Source organism: Sphingomonas sp. BL2 (genome assembly GCF_056680015.1).
This window is the reverse complement of record NZ_CM155261.1, coordinates 558,814-582,450: the sequence shown is the minus strand read 5'-3', so window position 1 is coordinate 582,450 and position 23,637 is coordinate 558,814. Positions and strand designations below refer to the sequence as shown.

Genomic DNA, 23,637 nt, shown 5'->3' with positions numbered 1-23,637 from the left:
GCCTAGCGCAATTCGAGCAGGAGCGGGTTCAGCAGCACCCTCAAAGGCGCCCAGCCGGGATGAACGACGCTGCCGATCAGCGCCAGTGCCACCGTGAGGGCCAGCAGCATTTCGGCACGGCGCTGCGGCGCCCGCATGGCAACCGCCACGATGGCATAGAACGCGAATTCGAACCCGAGCGTCCAGCCCGGATACAGCGCGGGAACATGGTAGCCCGCTCCGTCGTGAACGGGCAGCACGGTGATCGACATCCACGCCGCCAGCACGGTCAAGGGGGCGTGCATGATCACCATGTAGACTGCGCTGACGCACGCGAATCCGCAGCCACCGCTTCGCCAGGAATCGCCACGAATCAGCGTCCGCGGTCGCCAGCGACTGCGCCATGACGAACCCGCGGATGACGAAGAACAGGTCGACCCCGCTCGCACCGAACATCGAGAGATTGGGGACAGACGTACGAACTAGCCGGTCGGCGCGACTGGTCCGGAATCGATCATGTCGGACGTGTACATCGGCAACACGAGCGTCGCCGCGAGTGCGCGAAGCCACTGGATGGGTGCGATGCGGGACGGCGTCATCCGGCACGCATACCGGGCCGGGCGTTAGGGCCGCGTTGCCCGTGCGTTCAAAGAAAATTATACGGGTCGACGTCCACCGTCACCCGCGCCTTGGATGGCCATTCCAGCTTCCCCAGCCAGTCCCGTATGACGTCCTGCACGTCCAGTGCGCGCCGCGCATGGACGAGCAGTCGGTAGCGATGCCGGCCGCGTAGCATCGCCAGCGGGGCGGGGGCGGGACCGTAGACGTGCATGCCGTCGACTTCGGGCGCACTGCGGCCGACGAGTTTGGCCGTCTCGTGTGCGCAGGACTGGTCCTCCGACGACACCACGATCGCTGCGTACCGACCGAACGGCGGCGCGCCCGCATCCTTCCGCGCGTCTGTCTCCGCAGCGTAGAACGCGTCGGCATCGCCGGTGATGAGCGCCTGCATCACCTGTGCGCCGGGGCTATGCGTCTGGATGAACACGTGGCCCGGCTTCTCGCCACGCCCGGCGCGCCCCGACACCTGCCGGATCTGCTGGAACGTGCGCTCCGCAGCCCGCAGATCGCCGCCGTCTAGCCCCAAGTCTGCATCGACCACGCCGACCAGGGTGAGGTTCGGAAAGTGATACCCCTTCGTCACGAGCTGCGTGCCGACGACGATGTCGATATCCCCCGCCTCCATCCGCCCGACGAACTCCGCCGCCTTGGCCGGGGACCAGATCGTGTCCGATGTGACCACTGCCGTCTTCGCCTCGGGGAACAGCGCCGTTACCTCGTCAGCAATTCGTTCGACGCCGGGTCCGCAGGCGACCAGCGTGTCCTCGCCCTTGCACTCAGGGCACACGCGCGGCGTCGGTTCGGCATGGCCGCAATGGTGACACGCCAGCCGGCGCGTCAGGCGGTGCTCGACCATCCAGGCTGTGCAGTTCGGGCACTGGAACCGATGCCCGCATGTCCGGCACAATGTCAGTGGTGCGTAGCCACGGCGGTTGAGGAACAGCAAGGATTGTTCGCGCCGCTCCAACGTCGCTTGAATCGCCTTCACGAGCCTTGGCGCGAGCCAGCGACCCCGTTCGGGCGGTTCCTTGATCAGGTCGATCGGTTCGATTGTCGGCATCTCCGCCGCCCCGAACCGGCCGGGCAGCTTCAACTCCGCGTAGCGCCCGGTCGCGACCTGTTGCCGCGTCTCGATCGCCGGCGTCGCGGAGGCGAGGATCACCGGACACCCCTCGAACTTGCCGCGCATCACCGCGACGTCGCGCGCATGATAATGCACGCCCTCTTCCTGCTTGAAGCTGGTTTCGTGCGCCTCGTCGACGACGATCAGCCCGAGGTCGCGGTAGGGCAGGAACAGTGCCGAGCGAGCGCCGACCGTCACCAGCGCCTCGCCGCTCGCGATCGCGCGCCAAGCGCGACGGCGTTGGGTCGAACGAAGCCCCGAATGCCACGCGATCGGCTCGCAGCCGAAGCGGTCGTGGAAGCGCTTCAGGAACGGCTCGGTCAGCGCGATCTCGGGAAGCAGCACCAGCGTCTGGCGGCCGTCGCGGATAGCCTGGGCCACCGCCTCGAAATACACCTCGGTCTTGCCCGACCCGGTGACGCCGTCGAGCAACGTCGGGTGGAATGCATGCTCGGCCACGCCAGCGACTAAGACATCGGCCGCCGCGCGCTGGTCTTCCGAGAGCGTCGGCTCGTAATGCGCTGGATCAGGGACAGGGTAGGGGCTGTCGAGGCTGACCTCGACCGCCTCGATCGCGCCGACCTTCACCAACCCGCGGATCACTGCGTCGCTGACGTCGGCAGTCGTCGCCAGTTCGCGGATCAGGCCCTGGCGATCGCCAATCCGTTCCAGCGCCTGCTCGCGCTGGGGGGTAAGCCGCGGTGGCACGACCCCGGTAGAGCGATACTCGACGGCGGTCCGGGCGCCCTCCAGCGCCGAGGTCGAGGCGAGCGTCATCCGCAACACCGACGCCGCCGGCGCGAGGTAATAGTCCGCGGTCCATTCGACGAGGCGCCGCAACGGCGCCCCCAGCGGCGGCACCTCCGCAACCGCCAGCAGGTTGCGCAACCGGTTGTCGCCGACCTCCGCATCGGACGGCATCCGCTCGGCTTCCCATACCACGCCGAGCAATTGCCGCGGCCCCAGCGGCGCGACGACGACCGAGCCCGGCTCAACGCTCATGCCGGCGGGCACGCGGTAGTCGAGCGGCCCGAGGGCGGCGTTGAGGATCAGGACACGGGCACGGGACGACATCGTGTCGGTATATGGGGACAGATCGACTCCGCGTGAACCGCTTTAGGCAGCGCTTCGTCGGTCCGTCCGTCGGCGCTCACCCACCCGGGCGCGCTTGGCCTGGTACAGCACCGTATCTGCCCGGTGGACGAAATCGCGGATCGAATGACAATCCGGTGCCAATGCAGCGATACCGACGGTGCCGGCACTGACCATCGCGAGGCCGTTCATGGCGATCGGAAACCGCAGGGATTCCTCAAGTCGTGTGCAGGTCTGTGCGGGCGCGGCGGCGAGTGCTGGATCGTCGATGAGCACGGCAAACTCGTCGCCGCCGAGCCGCGCGACGAAACTGCCCATCAGCCACCGCGCCTGCAATTCGCGGCCGACGCCGCGAAGTACATCGTCTCCGGCAGTATGCCCGAGAGTATCGTTGATTGCCTTGAACCCGTCGAGATCGACCAGGGCAAGCAGCAGCGGGGTGTCATCGGTGTGCGCGCGGGTCATCGCGGTATCGAGCGCCCGGTCGAAAGCAGCACGGTTGGCGATACCCGTCAGCGAATCTGTGTCGGCCGTCCGCCGCAACGTGGTTTCAAGGGCATGCCGCTCGGTAACATCTTGAAAAACACCGACAAATCCTATTGCCGTACTTTCATCGAGCTCAAGTTCGCCCAACACGCGTACGCGACGTGCCTCGCCCCCAGCAGTCAGGAAATCTACCTCGATATCGAACGGCCTACCCGTCTCCAACGTCGAGGCCAACGAGTCCGTCAGCGTGTCCCGAGCGTGCGGTGGGTAGAAGCCCATCGCGATTTCCATTTCCGGCACGGGCCCCACGGGCAGGCCGTAGATATGGAAAACCCCATCCGACCAAGCCATCTTCTGATGATCGAGCGAGGCTTGCCACGATCCCATCGCCGCCATCCGTTCCGCTTGGCGAAAGATCCGGTCCTGTCTCTCCAGTGTTGCAGCCTGTCGATCGGCGATGGTCGCGATCGCAATTGCCTGATGCGCGGCAGCCCTTGCCGCGATAGTCGCCTCGGCGAGCGTGGCGAGATGGGTCAGCGCGCGACGACCTGCTTCGTTCAGGGTGCGTGGCACCGTATCGATGACGCATATCGTACCGATCGCGTGACGTTCGCCGCTGTCATCAACCGCGTGGATCGCAGCCCCTGCATAAAACCGCGCGGGCCGCTCCGCCATGACCAGCGGATTCTGGAAAAACCGCGAATCGGTATCGAGATCTTCGATGACGAGGGGATGCTCGTTCTGGATCGTGTAGGCGCACATGCCGATATCGCGGCTGATCTCGCCGCGTTCGCCGCCAGCCGCGGCCTTGATCCACAGCCGGTCGCTGTCGACCAGCGTCATCAACGCGGTCGGGCAGTCCAGCATTTCTGCCGCGAGCGCGACAAGCGCGTCGAATTCACGTTCCGGCTCGCTGTCGAGCAGCGCGAGCGCATGAAGCGCAGCGACCCGCCGAGCTTCATCAACAAATACGCTAGACAGGCGATCGGCGGGGGACATGGCACTCACTATCCCGACGGGGGTTAATTTTCTTTTGTCGCTGGAACGCGTTACTATCTTACGATGGAATGTAACACAGGTTTGCCGGCTTCTATGCTTTGGGCCGACCATCTCTCGCGTGATCGACGGCGATCAGTTCATACGGTGCGGGCGTACCGGGCGTCGGCCGAGCGGCTGACGGCATTCCTGGTGGGGCACTGGGGTGAGCGGATCGATCGGGCGGCTCTCGCGCGAGTGACCGCGACGGACCTGCGGGCGTATCTGGCGCAGCGTCGCGAGGCGGGGTTGGGCAATGCATCCGCGGCGCGCGAATTATCGGCGGTGCGGGGGTTTCTCGCCTGGGCGAACGAAGGTGCGGAGCAGCCGCGGATGCGGGGGCCGCGCGTGAAGGCGGGCGTGCCGCGACCGATCTCGCCGGCCGAGGCGGTCGCACTGGCGGAGGAGGTGGCCGACGATGCCGCCGAGCCGTGGATCGGCGCGCGCGACTGGGCGGTGTTGATGCTGCTGTACGGCGCAGGCTTGCGAATCGGCGAGGCGTTGACGTTGCGCGGCGATATCCTGCCGCTCGGCGAGACGATCCGGGTGACGGGCAAGCGCGCCAAGACGCGTATAGTGCCTTTGCTGCCGCAGGTTCGTACGGCGATCGAGGCGTATGTCGCGCAGACGCCTTGGCCTGTCGCGCGCGACGAACCGTTGTTCCGTGGGGCTAAGGGCGGGGCGTTGTCGCCGGTGATGATCCGCCGGGCGGTTCAGTCGGCACGCGCACGGCTTGGGCTGGGCGATCGGACGACGCCGCATGCCCTGAGGCACAGTTTCGCGACGCATCTGCTGGGGCGGGGGGCGGACCTGCGCGCGCTTCAGGAGTTGCTCGGTCATGCGAGCCTAAGTTCGACGCAGGTCTATACGCAGGTCGATGCCGCTCATCTGATGGACGTCTATCGCAACGCCCACCCGCATGGCGGCGTCTAGCCCTTCGGTTTCCAGGTCAGCACGCGCCAGCCATAGCCGATGATGATCACCACGAACGTCGCCACTGCGACCGGCCCGACATAGCGGTCGAGTTCTTCGAAATGCGAGCCGAGCAGGATGCCGGCATAGGTGAGCACGGTGTTCCAGATCGCGCTGCCCGCCGCGGTCCAGATCACGAACTGCCAGATCGGCATGCGTGTCATCCCGGCGGGCAGCGAGATGACGGTGCGGAAGGTCGGCATGAATCGAAATACGAAGATCACCCAGCCGCCGCGCTTCACGAAGAAGCGGTGGATCTTCTCGACGTCGGACCATTCCATCGTCAGCCATCGGCCGTTGCGCTCGATGAACGGGCGGAAGCGCTCGTAGCCGATGTTGCGGCCGATATAATACCAGAAGTAATTGCCAACGACCGAGCCTGCGGTTCCCCAGGCGATCAGCGGCACGACGCTCATGTCGCCGCGCGCGACCGCCATGCCGCCGAGCCCCATGATGACTTCGGACGGCACCGGCGGCACGATATTCTCGAGCGCCATCAACAGGAAGATACCGAAATATCCGCCCCAGGCGATGAGATCGAGGATGAATTCGGTCATGGGTATGAGATACTGCCGGGACGCCGGATGGGTTCCTCGAGGTACCGTTATGAGCGGGACACTCCCGACCTAACGATGTCACCACCCCGGCGGAGGCCGGGGTCCAGGTGGGAGACGTCGATAACGAAGGGCAACGCTCCGTTACTGCAACCTTGCCAACTGGGCCCCGGCCTTCGCCGGGGTGGTGGTCTTCCAACGGTTGGGCGTATCAGCGACAGTTCGCGCTGAAATTACCGAGCCGCCACCTTCGCTTCGATCGCATCCCAGATCATGCCGGCGACATCGGTCCCATCGAAGTTCGAGATCGCGACGATCCCGGTCGGCGAGGTCACGTTGATCTCCGTCAGCCACGTGCCGCCGATCACGTCGATCCCGACGAACAGCAGCCCGCGCTTCTTCAGCTCCGGCCCGAGCACCGCGCAGATCTCGCGCTCCTTGTCGGTCAGCACCGACTTCTCCGCCGAGCCGCCGACCGCGAGGTTCGAGCGGATCTCTCCTTCGCCCGGCAGGCGGTTGATCGCGCCTGCGACTTCTCCGTCGATCAGCACGATGCGCTTATCGCCCTTCGCGACGTCGGGGAGGAATGCCTGGACCATGTGCGGCTCGCGCCACGTCATGTTGAAGACCTCCATTAGCGCCGACAGGTTCGCGCCGTCCGACTCGACCTTGAAGATCGCCTTGCCGCCATTGCCGTGCAGCGGCTTGATGACGATCGCGCCGTGCTCGGCGAGGAATTTGCGTGCCTCGTCGAGCGAGCGGGTGACGAGCGTCGGCGGCATGAACTGCGGATAGTCGAGCACGAACACCTTCTCGGGTGCGTTCCGTACCTGCGCGGGATCGTTCACGACGAGCGTCTTGTCGGCGATCCGCTCGAGCAGGTGCGTCGCAGTGATGTAGCCGAGGTCGAACGGCGGATCCTGGCGCATGAGCACGACGTCGGCCTCGTCGCCGAGGTCGAGGTTCACGGACTCGCCGACGCTGAAGTGATCGCCGACGACGCGCTGCACGGTGACCGGATGCGCCTTCGCCCAGACCCGGCCGTCGCGGTAGTTCAGGTCCTCGGCCGAGTAATGGAAGAGCGTATGGCCACGGTCCTGCGCGGACAGCATCAGCGCGAAGGTCGAATCGCCGGCGATGTTGATGCTGTCGAGCGGGTCCATCTGGACGGCGACGGTGAGGCTCATGCGTCTTCCTTCTGTTCGGTCGAGCGCATGTAGGCGCGGGCGGACGCGAAGTCACCGGGCGGCGTCACCCGATCCAGGCATTCTCGATATGCCGCGGGCGGGTCCCGGGGGCGAGCAGGATGACGTCGACGCGGATATCGTCGCCCGGCCCGGCATAGCGCGGCATCAGGTATTCTGCCGCTGCGGCGACGCGGGCGAGGCGACGTTCGTCGATCGCGAAGTCAAGTTCGGCGGCGGTCGCGCGGGTTTTTACTTCGACGAATGCGACGAGGTTGCCTTTGCGGGCAACGAGGTCGACCTCGCCGGCGGGCGTGCGGACTCGGCGATCGAGGATGCTCCAGCCCTTCAACCGCAGCCACCACCCCGCCAGCCGCTCGCCGCGACGGCCGGCGATCTCCGCGGAACGGCGGTCACGCATTCCTGCTCCCATCCCCGAAAGGGAGGGGTTGGGGGTGGGTAGGCCCATTGGCTGGCGATGCGGACCCCAAGCTGCCGACCCACCCCCGGCCCCTCCCTTCCAGGGATGGGGGAAGAAGGGGCGTCACCCTTTCTCCGCCTTCAATTCCAGCGCCCGCGCATACAACGCCTTCCGGTCGAGCCCGAGCTTCTTGGCCACCTCGCTCGCAGCTTGCCCGGTCGACAGTCGCGTCAACGCCTCCACCAGCGCGGCATCCCCATCCTCGAGACTCGCCGGCGGCGCCTCGCCCGGCGGCGCGACGACGATCACGATCTCCCCCCGCGGCGGCGCATCCGCATAACGCGCGGCTAGCGTGGAGAGGGTCCCCGTCACGGCCTCCTCGAACTTCTTGCTGATCTCGCGCGTCACCGCCGCCTCTCGGTCGCCGAGCCCTTCGAGCAGCGCCGCCAGACACGCCCCCAACCGCGGCCCCGACTCGTACATCACCAGAGTCGCGCGGATCGTGGCCACCTCCGCAATAGCCTCCGCTCGCGCGTGCATCTTCGACGGCAGGAACCCCACGAACAGGAACCGATCGGTCGGCAACCCTGCCAGCGTCAGCGCCGCCACCGCCGCGCACGGCCCCGGAATCGTCACCACCAGATGCCCCGCAGCCCGCGCGTCGCGCACCAGCTTGAACCCGGGGTCCGAGATCAGCGGCGTCCCCGCGTCCGATACCAGTGCCACCGCCTGCGTCGCCATCCGCGCGATCAGCGCGGGGCGTACCCCCTCCGCGCTGTGGTCATGATACGGCACCATCGGCGTCTTCGTGCCGATGTGGCGGAGCAGACCGGCGGTGACGCGGCTGTCCTCGACCGCGATCACGTCGGCACGGCGGAGGATGTCGGCGGCGCGCGGCGACAGATCGCCAAGATTGCCGATCGGGGTCGCGACGATGTAGAGGCCGGGATCGAGAAGAGTTTCAGGGTTCATGGGGACGGTCATGGCAGACGCGACGACGATAGGGCAATCCGCACGTACTGCAGGGCGATGGGCGACCCTTGTCGCGGCGTGCCTGCTCGGCGCGTGCCAGACGATCGTCCCGCGTGGTCCCGTCGAGCCGTCGCAGCAGCGCCCGACCACGCGGCCCGTCGATCGCCCCGAGATTGGCGTCGAGACCGGCATCCCGCGCGATGCCGAGCGTAACCGCGTCGCGCTGCTCGTGCCGCTGTCGGGCAGCAACGCGGGCGTTGGCACCTCGATCGCCAACGCGACGATGCTGGCCTTGCTCGACACGCAGAACCAGCGTGTCCGGATCACCAACTACGACACCGCGACCGGCGCCGCCGCCGCCGCCCAGCGCGCGATCGCCGAGGGCGCACAGCTGATCCTCGGACCGCTGCTTGCCGACGACGTCCGCGCAGTGGCGCCGATCGCGCGCGCCGCGAACATTCCGGTGCTGAGCTTCTCCAACGATCTCGGCGTGGCGGGCAACGGCGCCTACCTGATGGGCTATGTCCCGACCCAGTCGATCGCGCGCGTCGTCGATTTCGCGAAGGAGCGGGGCGTCAGCAACTTCGCCGGCCTCGTCCCCAACGGATTGTACGGCGAACGTGCCTCGACCGCATTCCTCCGTGCGGTCGAAGGCGCGGGCGGGCAGGTCGTGTCGCTCCAGACCTACGCGCGTGGTCCCGGCGGTATCGCCGGTGCCGTCACGCGGCTCGCGGCGAAGGCGCCTTATGACGCGGTCCTGATTGCCGATGGCGGCGCGAACGCAGCATCGGCGGCGGCGATGGTCAAGCGCGGCAGCGGCGCATCGACGCGTATCCTCGGCACCGAGCTCTGGAATTCGGACGCTGGGATCGCCGCCAAGCCTGCGCTCTCAGGCGCTTGGTATGCGAGCGTTTCGGACACGCTTTACCGCCAATATGCCGCCAAATACCGCGCGCGGTTCGGGGCGGGGCCGTACCGCCTGTCGAGCCTCGGTTACGACTCGGTCCTGCTGACGGTCCGCATCGCGCGTGACTGGAAGCCCGGCACGCCGTTCCCGGTCAATCGCCTGCGCGACGGCGACGGGTTTGCGGGCATCGACGGCGCGTTCCGCTTCGGCAAGGACAGCGTCGCCGAGCGCGCGCTGGAGGTGAAGGAAATTCGTGGCGGTACGACAACGGTGGTCTCGCCCGCACCGGCCGGGTTCGGAAAGTAAGCCTCCCCCCTCCCTGAAAGGGAGGGGTAGGGGATGGGTCGGTATGGGACGGGCGCACCGATAGTCAACTGGCCGACCCACCCCTAACCCCTCCCTTTCAGGGAGGGGGATGATCGAGCATCAGCCTACGCGGTGACGATTTCCGGCAGAATCGCGTCCAGGAGTAGCGCTCCAGCTTCGGTAACACGCAACCGCCCCGGCGAGTGCACGATCAGCCCCAACGCTTCCAACCGAGCCACCGCAGCCAGATCCACCGGCACCGCACCCGCGTTCAGCTTGGTGATCCGGTCGAGATCCACGCCTTCCGCCAACCGCAACCCCATCAGCAAAGCCTCGGTCGCCCGCGTCGAGGGCGTCAGCGAGTCCTCCACCTCCATGCCGTGGCCGTTGCGCTCGATCGCAGCCAGCCAGTTCTCCGGCTTCTTCCGCCGCACCGTCGCCAGTCCGCCGCGTCGCCCATGCGCGCCCGGCCCGATCCCCGCGTAATCCTGGTACCGCCAGTAAGCGAGATTGTGGCGGCTCTCCGACCCCGGCCGTGCATGGTTCGACGTCTCGTACGCTGGCAACCCCGCCGCGGCGGTATCGGCGCGTGTCGCCTCGAACAGATCGGCGGCCGAATCGCCATCCGGGATCACGATCCGCCCCGCCAGCGCCTCGGTCGCGAACCGTGTGCCGGCTTCGATCGTCAGCTGATACAGCGAGAGATGTTCCGTCCCCAGGCTCAGCGCACGCGCAAGTTCCGCGCGCCAGTCATCGAGCCGCTGGCCGGGCAGCGCGTAGATCAGGTCGAAACTGACGCGCGGAAACACGCTCTGCGCAGTCGCCAGCGCGGCTTGCCCCTCGTTTACGTCATGCGCACGCCCCAAAAAATTCAGCGCCTGATCGTCAAGCGATTGCAGCCCCAGCGACACCCGGTTCACCCCGGCACGCGCCAGATCCGCAAACCGCGCCGCCTCGACCGAAGACGGATTGGCCTCCAGCGTGATCTCGATCCCCTCGGCGAACCCCCAGGCCTTCTCCGCCGCATCCAGCACAGCGGCGACGGTTGACGGCGGCATCAGCGACGGCGTGCCGCCCCCGAAGAAGATCGACTGCAACTTGCGCCCCGGCAACACCCGCGCCTCATGCGCGAGGTCGGTCAGCAGCGCATCCCGCCACGCCGCCTGGTCCACCTCCTCGCGAACATGGCTGTTGAAGTCGCAATACGGGCATTTCGACACGCAGAACGGCCAGTGGACGTAGAGCGCAAGGTCGCCGGGGGAATCGGAGCGGGGGCTTGGTGTTTCGAAGACGGGCATTATCTCGCGCATATGGTCGCACGGGGCGGCCGAAGGAAGCGCAATGACGGCACGGATGGGTTTGGCGATCGCCGGGGCGCTTTTGCTGGCAGGTTGCGCGCAGGGCCCCGAGCGTGTCGTCGAGCGCCGCGATACCATGGCGCCGGCACCGCGCGGTGCGAGCCTGCTCAAGACCGCCATGATGGACGGGCACAACGCCGCGCGCGCCGCCGTCGGCGTGGCGCCTCTCACCTGGAGCGATACGCTGGCAACGACCGCGCGCGCCTATGCCGAGGACCTGGCGCGGACCGGCAAATTCGCGCACGCCCCGCAGCCCCAGGGCATGTCGCGCGAAGGCGAGAACCTCTGGACCGGCACGCGCTATGCCTATGCGTATACCGAGATGATGGGGCACTGGGTCGCCGAGAAGCGCGATTTCATCAACCAGCCGACCCCCGGGTTCAGCCGCACCGGCAAGTTCGAGGACGTCGCGCACTATACGCAGATCGTCTGGCGCGGCTCGACCCAGGTCGGTTGCGCGATGGCGAGCAACAAGACCGACGACTATCTGGTGTGTCGCTACTCGCCCCCCGGCAACGTTTTTGGCGAGCGCGCCTATTGATCTAGGTCAAGCGGTTAGCCCCAAAGTGGTGGCACTTTCTTAAGCGGTCGTCGCTTAATCTGGTTGAATGATACCAGTATCCAAACCTGATGGCTCTCGGCCCACTGGCTGCGTCGGATGCCGAGACGGCGCCGGCCTGTCCTTCGCCTTCTCGATGGCGTTCCAGCCGATCGTCGACGTCGAGACCGAGACCGTCTTCGCCTACGAAGCGCTCGTGCGCGGTCCCGAAGGCCAGTCGGCGGCGAGCGTGCTGGCTCAGGTCGATGCCAAGAATCTCTACGCGTTCGATCAGCAATGCCGGGTGCGCGCGATCGAGGCGTCGGTGAAGGCCGGGCTGCTCGATACACCCGCGCGGCTGTCGATCAATTTTCTCCCGAACGCGGTGTATTCGCCGGCCGCGTGCATCCAGTTGACGCTGAAGACCGCGGCGGCGGTGGGCATGCCGACCGACCGGCTGATCTTCGAGTTCACCGAGAACGAGGAGATGCTCGATCCCGCGCATGTCGCGAACATCATCGCGACGTATCAGAAGATGGGGTTCGGCACCGCGCTCGACGATTTCGGCGCGGGGCATGCCGGGCTCAATCTGCTCGCGCGGTTCCAGCCGGATATCATCAAGCTCGATATGGAGCTGATCCGCGACATCGACACGAGCCTGCCGCGGCGGATGATCGTCGAGGGCATGCTGCGGATGTGCACGGGATTGGGGATCACGGTGATCGCCGAGGGGGTGGAGACACGGGGTGAGTTCGACGCGCTGCGGGGGCTCGGCGTGCGGTATATCCAGGGGTATCTGCTGGCGAAACCGGCGTTCGAGGCGCTGCCTACGGTGACGTGGCCGGTGAAGCAGGCGATCGCAGTCTGAACTACACCTGCTCCGTCATCCTGACGAAAGTCAGGATCCAGAGCCATTAGGGGCACCGCCCGTTATCCTGGATCCTGACTTTCGTCAGGATGACGAGAAGCTGGCGGCAGGTTCCCCGCCGCCAGATTTTCAGAACACCGCGGCTTCCAGCAACTTGAACGCCTCGTTCCGGTGGCTGATCGCGTTCTTCGTCTCGTGCGGCAGTTCGGCATAGGTCTGGTCGTAGCCCAGCGGCACGAACACCGGATCGTACCCGAACCCGACATCCCCACGCGGCGGCCAGACGAGCGTCCCCTCGGCACGCCCCTCGAACCACTCGACATGACCATCCGGCCACGCCAGCGCCAGCACGCTGACGAAATGCGCGCCGCGCGTCGCGTCCGGACCCTTTGCGACGACCGCGTCCTCGACCTTCTGCATCGCCATCATCCAGTCGCGACCGGTCGGCGTTTCCGCCCAGTCGGCGGTGTACACGCCCGGATCGCCGTTCAGCGCGTCGACGCACAGCCCGCTATCGTCCGCGAGGGCGGGGTAGCCCGACAGGTCGGCCGCCGAGCGCGCCTTCAGCTCCGCGTTCGCGAAGAAGGTGGTGCCCGTCTCGATGGGTTCCGGCAGGTCGAGTTCGGCGGCGGAGACGACTTCCAGCCCGCGCCCTTCGAGCAACGCGGCGATCTCGCGGACCTTGCCCTTGTTGTGGCTGGCGATGACCAGCTTGCCCGACTGGAGCTTGCGGATCGCCTGCGGTTCCTTGCCCTCGCCGCTCACTTGGCCACCGCTTTCGCCTGTGCCGCGAAGATGTCGGTGCAGCCGATCCGCGCGAGGCGCAGCAGGCGGAGCAACGCCTCCTCGTCATACGTCGCGCCCTCGGCGGTCGCCTGCGCCTCGGCGATGTTGCCGTTTTCGAGCAGCACGAAGTTCGCGTCCGCATCCGCGCCCGAATCCTCGATATAGTCGAGGTCGAGCACCGGATTGCCCTGGTAGATCCCGCAGCTGATCGCGGCCACCTTCTGCGTCAGCGGGTCGGCGGTCAGCTTGCCGCTCGCCAGCAGGCCGTCGATCGCGAGCCGCAGTGCGACCCAGCCGCCCGAGATCGACGCGGTGCGCGTGCCGCCATCCGCCTGGATCACGTCACAATCGATCACGATCTGGCGCTCGCCGAGCAGCTTGAGGTCGACGACGGCGCGCAGGCTGCGACCGATCAGCCGCTGGATTTCCTGCGTGCGGCCCGACTGCTTGCCCTTGGCGGCTTCGCGGTTGTTGCGCGTGTTGGTGGCGCGCGGGAGCATGCCGTATTCGGCGGTCACCCAGCCTTCGCCCTTGCCGCGCATGAACGGCGGCACCTTCTCCTCGACGCTGGCGGTGACGAGCACTTTCGTGTCGCCGAAGCCGATCAGGACGGAGCCCTCGGCATGCTTGGTGAAGCGCGGCTCGATCGTGATCGCACGCATCTGGTCTGGGGCGCGGCCGGATGGGCGCATAGCATATTCCTAAAATTCTTCCGTTCGTCCTGAGTAGCTGCTGAGCTTGTCGAAGCGGCGTATCGAAGGATCGGCCCGCTTGGGGCACATCCTTCGATACGGGCCTTCGACTGCGCTCAGTCCCTACTCAGGACGAACGAGTGGTGGGCAATATGGTGTGCCTAGCCTTTCGCATTCCCGCTCGCCAGCCTAGATCAAAGCGATGGCCACGCCCCCCGTCACCGAACTGACCGATCGCGCGCGCGACATTTTTCGTGCGGTGGTCGACAGCTACCTGGCGAGTGGCTCGCCCGTGGGGTCGAAGACGATCGCGCAACTGACCGGCCTCAGCCTCTCGCCCGCCTCGATTCGCGGCGTGATGGGCGAGTTGGAAGGCCTCGGCCTGCTCGCCAGCCCGCATACCAGCGCCGGCCGCATGCCTACCGACCGGGGCTTGCGACTGTTCGTCGACGGCATGATGCAGGCGATGGAGCCGTCGTTCGAGGAGCGCCAGACGATCGAGGCCCGTGCCGGCGTCGGTGGCCCGGTCGAGGAGGCGCTCGCTGCGACCACGCTCGCGCTGTCGGGGCTGTCGGCGTGCGCGGGGCTGGTGATGGTCCCCAAGCGCGAGTTGAAACTCCGCCAGATCGCGTTCGTCGCGCTGTCGCCGGAACAGGCGCTGGCGGTGCTGGTGAGCGAGGACGGCTCGGTCGAGAATCGCGTGATCGCTCTGCCCAAGGGCATGTCGCCGTCCGCGCTGGTCGAGGCGGGCAATTACATGTCGGCGACGCTCGGCGGCCTGACGCTGGCCGATGCGCGGACCCGGATCGAACGCGAACTGGCGGACGGTCAGGCAGCGCTCGACGGAGCGGCGCGGACGCTGGTCGAGCGCGGCATCGCGGTGTGGAGCGAAGATGCCGATCGCCGCCCGGTGCTGATCGTCCGCGGGCAGGGGCGGCTGATCGACGCCGCCGCCGCCGCCGATCTCGACCGGGTCCGCGACCTGCTCGACGATCTGGAGGGAAAGCAGGAAGTCGCATCGCTTCTGGACAGTGCGCGAGCCGGCGATTCGACGCGGATTTTCATCGGTGCGGAGACCAAATTGTTCGCGTTGTCAGGGTCTTCGGTGATAGCTCGACCGTTCCGTGGATTGGACGGCCGGGTGGTCGGCGTGGTCGGAGTGATCGGGCCGACGCGGTTGAACTATGCGCGCGTCGTGCCCATGGTGGATTTCACGGCTGCAACGCTCGCCCGGTTGATGGGTTGAGCCGGCCCAAATTATAGGGAAAACCATGTCCGACATCGACCAGAACACGCCTGCAGACCTGCGCGAAGAGACCGGCCTTCGTGAGGAAACAGCCGGGGCCGCGCCCGAAGTGGCCTCGAACGACCGCGTCGCCGAGCTCGAGAACCAGCTCGCCGAAGCCAAGCAGAACGTCCTCTACGCGCAGGCCGAGATCCAGAACGTCCGCCGCCGCGCCGAGAAGGAAGCGCAGGACGCGCGCGCCTATGCCGCGACGGCGTTCGCGCGCGACGTGCTGTCGGTTGCCGACAACTTGTCGCGCGGCCTGTCGGCGATTCCGGCGGACCTGCGGGCTGATGAGAAAATGAAGGGGCTCGTGACTGGCCTCGAAGCGACCGGCCGCGAGCTGGAGAGCGTGTTCCAGCGCCACGGCATCACCAAGATCGCCGCGGAGGGCCAGATGCTCGATCCGAACAAGCACCAGGCGATGCTCGAAGTGCCCAGCGATCAGCCTGCCGGGACGATCGTGCAGGAGATGCAGGCGGGCTACATGATCAAGGACCGCCTGCTGCGTCCCGCCATGGTCGGCGTCGCCAAGGCTGGGTGAGCAAGGCAACAAAGCTTTTGATCGGTGTTGCCGTGGGCGCGGTATTACTCGTGGTCGGCGCTGTTGGTGTGATCGTTCATGCGGTCATGACTAGCACCGACCTTTAGCCTCAACTGTCATGCCGGGCTCGTTCCGGCATCCACTGTGCCGCACATTCACGACCGGTTGGTTTGCGGAACGGTGGACCCCGGAACAGGTCCGGGGTGACGGGGGTTTTGCGGCTCGTCAGGATGAAAAAATGAATCAGAACCTCACGACCGATCGCCAGACCTTCGTCACGCATCTCGAATGCTCGATCACCGGCGAGCGGTACGAGGCGGACCAGCTTCATGGGCTGTCGCGCGCCGGGCGGCCTTTGCTCGTCCGCTACGACCTCGACGCGGTGCGGTCCGCGGTTTCTCGCGACACGATCGAGGCTCGCCCGACCGATCTGTGGCGGTGGCGTGAGCTGCTCCCCGTGCGGCATACTTCCAACATCGTCAGCCTCGGCGAAATCGAGACGCCGTTGGTGCCGCTGACCAAGTCCGGCGGCCCCAACGTGCTTGTGAAGGACGAAGGCCGCCTCCCGACGGGTAGCTTCAAGGCCCGAGGCCTCGTCATGGCTGTCGCGATGGCGAAGGAGCTTGGCGTCACGAAGATCGCGATGCCGACCAATGGCAATGCGGGAGCGGCGCTGGCAGCCTACGCGACCCGTTGCGGGATCGAGACGATCGTGTTCTGCCCGGACGACACGCCCGAGATCAACGTCCGCGAGATCGCGATGCAGGGCGCACGCGTCTGGCGGGTCAACGGGCTGATCGACGATTGCGGCGCGATCGTCGGCAAGGGTGCGGCAGAGGGCCGCTGGTTCGATTTCTCGACGTTGAAGGAGCCCTACAGAATCGAGGGCAAGAAGACGATGGGGCTCGAACTCGCCGCGCAGTTCGGCTGGAAATTGCCGGATGCGATCTTCTATCCTACCGGCGGCGGCACCGGGCTGATCGGCATGTGGAAGGCGTTCGACGAACTCGAGAAGCTCGGCTGGATCGGCTCGGAGCGCCCGAAGATGTTCGCGGTGCAGGCGAGCGGGTGTGCGCCGATCGTCCGTGCGTTCGAAGCGGGCGAGGAGCATGCCGAGCGTTGGGAGGATGCGAGCACCGTGGCGGCGGGCATCCGCGTCCCTAAGGCGGTCGGCGACTTCCTGATCCTCCGCGCGGTTCGCGAAAGCGGTGGGCAGGCGCTAGCGGTCGGCGATCCCGCGATCCTGAAGGCGGTCGATGCGGCGGCGAAGCAGGATGGGCTGCTGCTGTGTCCCGAGGGCGGCGCGACGCTGGCGGCGTATCATCAGGCGCTGAACGCCGGGCTGGTCGACGAGGACGACCGGGTCGTTCTTTTCAACTGCGCGACCGGCCTGAAATATCCGATGCCCGAAGCGCCGCAAGCGCTTGATAGAACACGACCTATCGATTTCAACGCGCTCTAAACTGCGGATTTCTGCCGATCGGGTAGATCGCGATCTACCAGATCGGTAGTTGAAATTGATCCATGTTGGCTGCAACGGGGCGCCCTTCTTTACATAGGGGTCCTTAATGCAGAAAATCGTCCAGGTCGTTTGCGTCATGCTCATCGCGGCCGCGGTGATGTTCGGTGGCCGCTGGTACATGTACGTCGCGCGTGGCTCGAGCCCGTATGACGAGGTCGGCATCGCGCTGAACGGCTACGCGCCGGGGCCGATGCGCGCGTGGGGCTGCCACAAGATTCAGGCGCGGTTCCCCGGCCAGCTGCCGCCATATGGCTGTGCCGGAGCGGATGGTCGTAGCTGGCTCTGACCAACGCCGGTCACCCGGCTCTCGTGGGATGACGGTCTCAGCCTGCGATGCGCGCTTCGAACTTGCGCCATTGCAGGCTTAGCACCGCGTACAGGATTACCGCGACGACGATCAGCGCTACCGTCTGGACGGTCTGCGTCGCGGCGGACTGAGGGGGTGTGTTCGGTGCATAATCGCCACCGAACAGGCCAAAGCCGATGGTCGTGACAAGCCACCAATAGGTGCCGCTGGCCAATGCGCCGACGATCGCAAGAAGGAATCGTTTCACTGCGATTTCCCCGGGAGAAAGGTGATCACACGCTCATAATCGGCTTTCGATCCTGTCCCGCGCGTCGGTTGCGCATGGTGGATCAGTTTGAAATAGTCCTCGACGATCGACGCCTGCTGCTCGATCAAGAAACCAGCGATCGTCCGTTTGGTCTGCGACAGGTCGCCATAGTCGTATTTCCGGTGAAGCAGGCCCTGCGTTCGTACCCACATGCCATGCTGGTGCTGATACACATGGGTCAGTTCGTGTACCAGCCAGGCTGCATCGCCAACTGTCTTCGAAAAGTCCGCCTTGTAGGATGACGGCGGAAAATACACCTCGCCGTTCGGTGTGATCGCGGTGTCTGCAGGCTGGAAGAAATACGCCTTGCGATTGTGGATCAGAACCCGGCCGTAATCGATCGAAATGCCGAAGATCGTTGCCGCTATGCGCTGCTCACCGGGTGTCAGGCCACGCGAGATCGCTTCGTCGGTATTGCCGGCCATGCCGATGCTCCACTCTGACGGTCCGTCGTCTCGCCGGACTTACCCGCGTCGCGAAGCCCGGACAAGAATGCGGATCACTTCCCTACAGGGGTTCCCGCCGCGACCACGGTCGCGTTGTTGATGATCCGCGTCCCATCGGCAAACGCGAACGTCAGCGTCACGCGATCGGCGGGCTTGATCCCCGAGTTCATGTCGAACAGCATCACGTGCCGCCCACCCGGCGCGAACGCCACATCCGTATTCGCCGGAACCTCGACCTTCGCAAGCGGCGTCATCGTCGACATGCCGCCCTTGTCCATCGTCTCGTGCATTTCGGACCTGATCGCGACGTCGGTGGTGGCCGAGATCAGCGTCGCCGGCGTGGGGCCGCCATGGACCGTAAAGTACGCCGCCGCGGGCCGTCCGGTCACCGCGCCGAGCCGCACCCAGGCCCCGTCGACGGACAGTTCCTTGGGCGGCGAGCACGACGCCAGTGCCATCGCGGCAACACCCAGTCCGAAAACGATACGCATAGGTTACTTTTCTCCGGGCCCGACCACTTGCGCATCCTATGACCGGTACAATCTTGCGGCAAGCGCGAGGCCACCTATATCGCGCCCATCATCAGAAAGGTTCCACTGCCGTAACGGGGTGGAACCAGTTTCGTATTTTCGTTTCAAGTGAGGGGCTAATCAGAACTCATGGCTAAAGTAATCGGTATCGATCTCGGCACGACCAACAGCTGCGTTTCCGTCATGGAAGGCGGCAAGCCGAAGGTCATCGAGAATTCCGAGGGCGCGCGCACCACGCCGTCGATCGTCGCGTTCGCCAAGGATGGCGAGCGACTGGTCGGCCAGCCGGCCAAGCGCCAGGCAGTGACGAACGGCGACAACACCATCTTCGCGGTGAAGCGCCTGATCGGCCGTCGTTTCGACGATCCGATCACCAAGAAGGACACCGAGCTGGTCCCGTACAAGATCTCGCGCGGGCCGAACGGCGACGCATGGGTCTCGGCCGGCGGCAAGGATTACTCGCCGTCGCAGATCTCGGCGTTCACGTTGCAGAAGATGAAGGAAACCGCCGAGTCGTATCTCGGCGAGACGGTCACGCAGGCGGTCATCACCGTGCCGGCCTACTTCAACGACGCACAGCGCCAGGCGACCAAGGACGCCGGCCAGATCGCCGGCCTCGAAGTGCTGCGTATCATCAACGAGCCGACTGCGGCGGCGCTGGCCTACGGCCTCGACAAGCAGGACGGCAAGACGATCGCTGTCTACGATCTCGGCGGCGGCACGTTCGACATCTCGGTGCTGGAAATCGGCGACGGCGTGTTTGAGGTGAAGGCCACGAACGGCGACACCTTCCTGGGTGGTGAGGATTTCGACAACAAGATCGTCCAGTACCTCGCCGACGAGTTCAAGAAGGCCGAGGGCATCGACCTCGCCAAGGACAAGCTGGCGCTCCAGCGTCTGAAGGAAGCGGCGGAGAAGGCGAAGATCGAGCTGAGCTCGGCGCAGTCGACCGAGGTCAATCTGCCCTTCATAACCGCGGACCAGAACGGCCCGAAGCACCTGGTGAAGTCGATCACCCGCGCCGACCTGGAGCGGATGGTCGAGGACTTGGTCAAGCGCACGCTCGAGCCTTGCCGCAAGGCGCTCGCAGACGGCGGCCTGAAGCCCGAGGACATCTCCGAAGTCGTGCTGGTCGGCGGTATGACGCGCATGCCGCGCGTTCGTGAAGTCGTGAAGCAGTTCTTCGGCAAGGAGCCGCACACCGGCGTCAACCCGGACGAGGTCGTCGCGATGGGCGCCGCGATCCAGGCCGGCGTGCTGCAGGGCGACGTCAAGGACGTGCTGCTGCTCGACGTGACGCCGCTGTCGCTGGGCATCGAGACGCTGGGTGGCGTGTTCACCCGGATGATCGATCGCAACACGACGATCCCGACCAAGAAGTCGCAGACCTACTCGACCGCCGATGACAACCAGGGCGCGGTGACGATCCGCGTGTTCCAGGGCGAGCGCGAGATGGCGGCCGACAACAAGATGCTCGGCAATTTCGATCTCGTCGGCATTCCGCCCGCACCGCGCGGCGTGCCGCAGATCGAAGTGACGTTCGACATTGATGCCAACGGCCTCGTCAGCGTTTCGGCCAAGGACAAGGGCACCGGCAAGGAGCAGCAGATCCGCATCCAGGCGTCGGGTGGTCTTTCGGACAACGACATCGACCAGATGGTCCGCGATGCCGAGACCTTCGCCGAGGAGGACAAGAAGCGTCGTGCCGGCGCCGAGGCGAAGAACAACGCCGAGTCGCTGGTCCACACCACCGAGCGTCAGCTGGCCGACAACGGCGACAAGGTCGACGAGTCGATGAAGACCGAGATCCAGGCCGCGATCGACGCGACCAAGGCTGCGGTCGAGAGCGGCGATGCGGACGCGATGACCGAGAAGAGCACCGCGCTCGCTCAGGTTGCGATGAAGCTCGGTCAGGCGATCTACGAGAAGCAGGCCCAGGCGGACGCTTCGCCGTCGGCTGATGGCGATGCGGCGAAGAAGGACGACGACGTCGTCGACGCCGAGTTCTCGGAAGTCGACGACAACCCGAAGGCGTAACCGAAACTCCCTCTCCCCTCTGGGGAGAGGGCCGGGGTGAGGGGCAGTTCCGCGCGCTGCCGTGTGGAATGGCCCCTCACCCAACCCTCTCCCCGGAGGGGAGAGGGCTAAGAGGGCCGCTATGAGTACCCAGACAGATTATTACGAACTGCTCGAATGCGAGCGGACCGCGGATGCGGGGACGATCAAGTCGTCCTACCGCAAGCTCGCGATGAAGTATCACCCGGACAAGAATGCCGGCTGCAAGGATTCCGAGGCGCAGTTCAAGGCGGTCAGCGAGGCGTACGAGTGCCTCAAGGACCCGCAGAAGCGTGCGGCCTATGATCGCTTCGGCCATGCCGCGTTCCAGAACGGCGGCGGCGGTAGTCACGGAGGCGGCGCGCAGGATTTCGGCGGCTTCAGCGACATCTTCGAAAGCGTCTTCGGCGAATTCATGGGCGGCGCACAGCGCGGCGGCGGTCGCTCGGCGGCCCGGCGTGGCGCGGACCTGCGCTATGACATGGAGGTCAGCCTGGAGGAAGCGTTCCACGGCAAGACGACCGAGATCACGATCGACGTCTCCGCGCTCTGCGACACCTGCGACGGCTCGGGCGCGAAGGCCGGTACGCGGGCTAAGACCTGTCAGCATTGCGGCGGTCACGGCAAGGTGCGCGCGCAGCAGGGCTTCTTCGTGGTCGAGCGCGCTTGCCCGGTCTGCAACGGCGCGGGCGAAGTCATTGCTGATCCATGCCCCGATTGCCGCGGCGAAGGTCGCGTCGAGAAGACCAAGACGCTGTCGATCAACGTCCCCCCCGGTGTCGACGAGGGCACGCGGATCCGCATGTCGGGCGAAGGCGAGGCGGGTGCCCGCGGCGCGCCGTCCGGCGATCTCTACATTTTCCTCCACGTCACCAAGCACAATCTGTTCGAACGCGAAGGCACGACTTTGTTCGCGCGCGCGCCGATCAGCTTCACGGTCGCATCGCTCGGCGGGGCGCTGTCGATCCCCGGCCTCGACGGTCGTACGCACGAGGTGAAGATCCCCGCCGGCATCCAGTCGGGTAAGCAACTCCGCCAGCGCGGTGCCGGCATGCCCGTCCTCCAAGGCCGCGGCCACGGCGACCTCGTCGTCCAGATCGACGTCGAAACCCCCACGCGTCTCAGCAACCGCCAGAAGGAACTGCTCGAGATGTTCCGCGAGACGGAGACGGGTGACGAATGCCCGGCGAGCCAGGGCTTCTTCGCCAAGCTTAAGGGCGTGTTCGCGGGCGAGTGATGTAAGGCGGGCGAGGAGCGTGTCCTCGCCCGCGGCGCTTCAGGATAGAGCCGGGATCAGTGGCACGCTGATAAGGGTCGTCTTACCCTTCATGCCGGGAGTGCCCTCGTTTCCGGCCGATGCGGCGGCAGGGGTGCTGCCTGCGCTGCCGCTGTTGCCTCCGTGACAATAGTGACTGCCGTGGCCGCCTGGGCCGCCACCGCCGGGACGACCAGCGTTTCCGGCCGCACCGCCCATGCCGCCTGCGCCACCCTGGTTCTGGATCGATGCATAGCCGAACTGGCTCACCCCGAGCCCTGTCGACACAAAGGTCAGCGAACCGCCCCTCGTACCTTGGGCGCCGTCTCCGCCAGTGCCGCCGATCGCACCATCGCCGCCCTTCCCACCGCGGCCGGCACCGTGCTTGCAGCTGTGAAAATTGTCGGATCCCTTATGCCCGCGTGCGCCGCTACCGCCGTCCCCACCGGCGCCGCCCGCCCCACCGATGCCGCCCGCGATGCCGGTAAGCTTCATCGCCAAGTTGATCGACCGTGGTGCCGGGTCATTGGCCACGGAGAAATGATCAACCACGAAATAGACATGGGGCAGGAACTGTCGCGCGCCTGGCCCACCACTCGTGCCGGCCGATCCGCCCGCGCCTGGGTGCCCGGTGAAATCGGTTTCTCCCTCCCCATCGGGGCCACGCGCACCGCCCACGCCAGCATTGCCCTGCGGCGCGACGACGTTGTCGAAACGTACGCGGTAGCTCGATGTCGCATCGGGGAATTTTACCTCCCGCGCGGCGATGACGATGTATGGCGTAGTGACGTTGTGCAGGACAAGCTCGCTGTCGCGCGAGAAATTGATGACATCCGCCTTCAACACGTTGCCGGCAAAGGGCTCAGAGCCGTTGACCGGGAACAGCGAATGGACGGTCGTAACGCTAGCCAGCAACTGTCGCACCTCGTCGGGCAGTGCGGCCTCTAGCGACGGCAGGGACTGTGGGGCCGCATCCTGCGCTCGCGCGGGAACCGCAAAGAGGGCCGATGTGATCAAGAATTGCCGCAGGCGCATGTCCGTCTCTCCCGTTGTAGCGGAGCAGGTCTATGCCCAGCTGACGGAATATTGAGAGCACATCGGTCAAACCGCCACCGCGGGCGCAACCGTTTCGATGGCAAGCGCGGGACGATTGATCCACTTCGGACCTGCACTCAACGCCGATAGGGGGAACCTTGGCCTAGCCGCGCCCCCTCGGGAGGGGGCGGGCGGGCCGATGGATCATAAGGCGGTGATGACCACCCCAACCACCAGCGCTTGAGCCGCGATCGCCAGCATGGTGCTGGTCACGGTTTCGAACATGCGCATGGATAGGTCTCCGATGCCGGAACAATATCCGGCAAGCGGCATATGACCATAGTTGCGCGTTTCCGCAATTTTGTAACATGTAATCGCAATTGCATTGCGTGCAATTGGGACAGTCTTGGGGCGGTCCACCATCCAGCTCTACCCGTCATCCTGACGAAAGTCAGGA

Annotated in this window: 25 protein-coding genes; 10 read left to right on the top strand and 15 right to left on the bottom strand. The window is 65.9% G+C overall.

All coding sequences use genetic code 11. The features are described 5' to 3' along the window. Positions 1–2: 2 nt before the first annotated feature. The 3 genes from AC1ME3_RS02590 to AC1ME3_RS02580 form a co-directional block, all read right to left on the bottom strand. Positions 3–293: a hypothetical protein gene (locus tag AC1ME3_RS02590; protein ID WP_480954713.1), complete on the bottom strand. Its 291-nt coding sequence runs from the start codon at positions 291–293 to the stop codon at positions 3–5. A 332-nt stretch (positions 294–625) separates the two neighbouring features. After that, positions 626–2,797, bottom strand: coding sequence for a primosomal protein N' (locus tag AC1ME3_RS02585; RefSeq protein WP_480954712.1), 2,172 nt, complete (start codon positions 2,795–2,797; stop codon positions 626–628). 42 nt (positions 2,798–2,839) lie between these two features. After that, positions 2,840–4,300 carry a sensor domain-containing diguanylate cyclase gene (locus tag AC1ME3_RS02580; protein ID WP_480954711.1) on the bottom strand — a complete coding sequence of 487 codons (1,461 nt, stop codon included), beginning with the start codon at positions 4,298–4,300 and terminating at the stop codon, positions 2,840–2,842. Between the two features lie 93 nt (positions 4,301–4,393). Here AC1ME3_RS02580 and AC1ME3_RS02575 point away from each other — a divergent pair, with 93 nt between their 5' ends. Next, on the top strand, positions 4,394–5,269 hold the full coding sequence (locus AC1ME3_RS02575) for a tyrosine recombinase XerC (RefSeq protein WP_480954710.1): 876 nt from the start codon (positions 4,394–4,396) through the stop codon (positions 5,267–5,269). Here AC1ME3_RS02575 and AC1ME3_RS02570 read toward each other — a convergent pair. The 4 genes from AC1ME3_RS02570 to rsmI form a co-directional block, all read right to left on the bottom strand. Next, the gene (locus AC1ME3_RS02570) at positions 5,266–5,865 is read right to left on the bottom strand and encodes a DedA family protein (RefSeq protein WP_480954709.1); all 600 of its coding nucleotides are present in this window, start codon (positions 5,863–5,865) and stop codon (positions 5,266–5,268) included. The two genes, AC1ME3_RS02575 and AC1ME3_RS02570, sit on opposite strands and share 4 nt — an antisense overlap. A 230-nt stretch (positions 5,866–6,095) precedes the next feature. Then, complete coding sequence (gshB, locus tag AC1ME3_RS02565; protein ID WP_480954708.1) at positions 6,096–7,049, bottom strand: glutathione synthase; 954 nt, start codon at positions 7,047–7,049, stop codon at positions 6,096–6,098. Between the two features lie 64 nt (positions 7,050–7,113). After that, positions 7,114–7,467, bottom strand: a complete 354-nt coding sequence (locus tag AC1ME3_RS02560; protein WP_056488495.1) for a YraN family protein — start codon at positions 7,465–7,467, stop codon at positions 7,114–7,116. A gap of 123 nt (positions 7,468–7,590) precedes the next feature. Continuing rightward, entirely contained in the window at positions 7,591–8,439 is an 849-nt protein-coding gene (gene rsmI / locus AC1ME3_RS02555) for a 16S rRNA (cytidine(1402)-2'-O)-methyltransferase (protein ID WP_480954707.1), read from the bottom strand. Between the two features lie 10 nt (positions 8,440–8,449). On the opposite strand from rsmI, the gene AC1ME3_RS02550 reads away from it, so the two are divergent. After that, the gene (locus AC1ME3_RS02550) at positions 8,450–9,652 is read left to right on the top strand and encodes a penicillin-binding protein activator (protein WP_480954706.1); all 1,203 of its coding nucleotides are present in this window, start codon (positions 8,450–8,452) and stop codon (positions 9,650–9,652) included. 125 nt (positions 9,653–9,777) lie between these two features. Here AC1ME3_RS02550 and hemW read toward each other — a convergent pair whose 3' ends face one another. After that, a complete protein-coding gene (hemW, locus tag AC1ME3_RS02545; RefSeq protein WP_480954705.1) occupies positions 9,778–10,962 on the bottom strand; it encodes a radical SAM family heme chaperone HemW in 1,185 nt (394 codons plus the stop codon). Between the two features lie 31 nt (positions 10,963–10,993). Between hemW and AC1ME3_RS02540 the strand changes: the two genes are divergently transcribed. Both AC1ME3_RS02540 and AC1ME3_RS02535 read left to right on the top strand, forming a co-directional pair. Further along, on the top strand, positions 10,994–11,551 hold the full coding sequence (locus tag AC1ME3_RS02540) for a CAP domain-containing protein (protein WP_480954704.1): 558 nt from the start codon (positions 10,994–10,996) through the stop codon (positions 11,549–11,551). Between the two features lie 154 nt (positions 11,552–11,705). Next, the gene (locus tag AC1ME3_RS02535; protein WP_480954703.1) at positions 11,706–12,416 is read left to right on the top strand and encodes an EAL domain-containing protein; all 711 of its coding nucleotides are present in this window, start codon (positions 11,706–11,708) and stop codon (positions 12,414–12,416) included. Positions 12,417–12,545: 129 nt separating this feature from the next. On the opposite strand, the gene rdgB is transcribed toward AC1ME3_RS02535, so the two are convergent. Next, entirely contained in the window at positions 12,546–13,181 is a 636-nt protein-coding gene (rdgB, locus tag AC1ME3_RS02530) for an RdgB/HAM1 family non-canonical purine NTP pyrophosphatase (protein ID WP_480954702.1), read from the bottom strand. Then, entirely contained in the window at positions 13,178–13,894 is a 717-nt protein-coding gene (rph, locus tag AC1ME3_RS02525; RefSeq protein ID WP_056055360.1) for a ribonuclease PH, read from the bottom strand. Before rph ends, rdgB begins: the two co-directional genes overlap by 4 nt. 202 nt (positions 13,895–14,096) lie before the next feature. Here rph and hrcA point away from each other — a divergent pair, with 202 nt between their 5' ends. The 4 genes from hrcA (at position 14,097) to AC1ME3_RS02505 (ending at position 17,531) form a co-directional block, all read left to right on the top strand. After that, positions 14,097–15,140 (top strand): heat-inducible transcriptional repressor HrcA, encoded by a 1,044-nt coding sequence (gene hrcA / locus AC1ME3_RS02520; RefSeq protein WP_480954701.1) that lies wholly within the window; start codon positions 14,097–14,099, stop codon positions 15,138–15,140. Between the two features lie 25 nt (positions 15,141–15,165). Then, positions 15,166–15,723 (top strand): nucleotide exchange factor GrpE, encoded by a 558-nt coding sequence (gene grpE / locus AC1ME3_RS02515; RefSeq protein WP_480954700.1) that lies wholly within the window; start codon positions 15,166–15,168, stop codon positions 15,721–15,723. A 238-nt stretch (positions 15,724–15,961) separates the two neighbouring features. Then, positions 15,962–17,185: a threonine synthase gene (locus AC1ME3_RS02510; protein ID WP_480954699.1), complete on the top strand. Its 1,224-nt coding sequence runs from the start codon at positions 15,962–15,964 to the stop codon at positions 17,183–17,185. A gap of 106 nt (positions 17,186–17,291) precedes the next feature. Then, entirely contained in the window at positions 17,292–17,531 is a 240-nt protein-coding gene (locus tag AC1ME3_RS02505) for a hypothetical protein (protein ID WP_480954698.1), read from the top strand. A gap of 37 nt (positions 17,532–17,568) precedes the next feature. Here the strand turns inward: AC1ME3_RS02505 and AC1ME3_RS02500 are convergent, their stop codons facing one another. The 3 genes from AC1ME3_RS02500 to AC1ME3_RS02490 form a co-directional block, all read right to left on the bottom strand. Then, positions 17,569–17,799, bottom strand: coding sequence for a hypothetical protein (locus AC1ME3_RS02500; RefSeq protein WP_480954697.1), 231 nt, complete (start codon positions 17,797–17,799; stop codon positions 17,569–17,571). Next, entirely contained in the window at positions 17,796–18,284 is a 489-nt protein-coding gene (locus tag AC1ME3_RS02495) for a hypothetical protein (protein WP_480954696.1), read from the bottom strand. Before AC1ME3_RS02495 ends, AC1ME3_RS02500 begins: the two co-directional genes overlap by 4 nt. A 74-nt stretch (positions 18,285–18,358) precedes the next feature. Next, positions 18,359–18,796, bottom strand: coding sequence for a copper chaperone PCu(A)C (locus AC1ME3_RS02490; protein ID WP_480954695.1), 438 nt, complete (start codon positions 18,794–18,796; stop codon positions 18,359–18,361). 168 nt (positions 18,797–18,964) lie between these two features. Here AC1ME3_RS02490 and dnaK point away from each other — a divergent pair, with 168 nt between their 5' ends. Then, positions 18,965–20,872 carry a molecular chaperone DnaK gene (gene dnaK, locus AC1ME3_RS02485; protein WP_480954694.1) on the top strand — a complete coding sequence of 636 codons (1,908 nt, stop codon included), beginning with the start codon at positions 18,965–18,967 and terminating at the stop codon, positions 20,870–20,872. A 121-nt stretch (positions 20,873–20,993) separates the two neighbouring features. Continuing rightward, positions 20,994–22,127, top strand: coding sequence for a molecular chaperone DnaJ (gene dnaJ / locus AC1ME3_RS02480; RefSeq protein ID WP_480954693.1), 1,134 nt, complete (start codon positions 20,994–20,996; stop codon positions 22,125–22,127). A 39-nt stretch (positions 22,128–22,166) separates the two neighbouring features. Here the strand turns inward: dnaJ and AC1ME3_RS02475 are convergent, their stop codons facing one another. After that, positions 22,167–23,180, bottom strand: coding sequence for a hypothetical protein (locus AC1ME3_RS02475; protein ID WP_480954692.1), 1,014 nt, complete (start codon positions 23,178–23,180; stop codon positions 22,167–22,169). 204 nt (positions 23,181–23,384) lie between these two features. Next, a complete protein-coding gene (locus AC1ME3_RS02470) occupies positions 23,385–23,603 on the bottom strand; it encodes a hypothetical protein (RefSeq protein WP_480954691.1) in 219 nt (72 codons plus the stop codon). Positions 23,604–23,637: the final 34 nt, after the last annotated feature.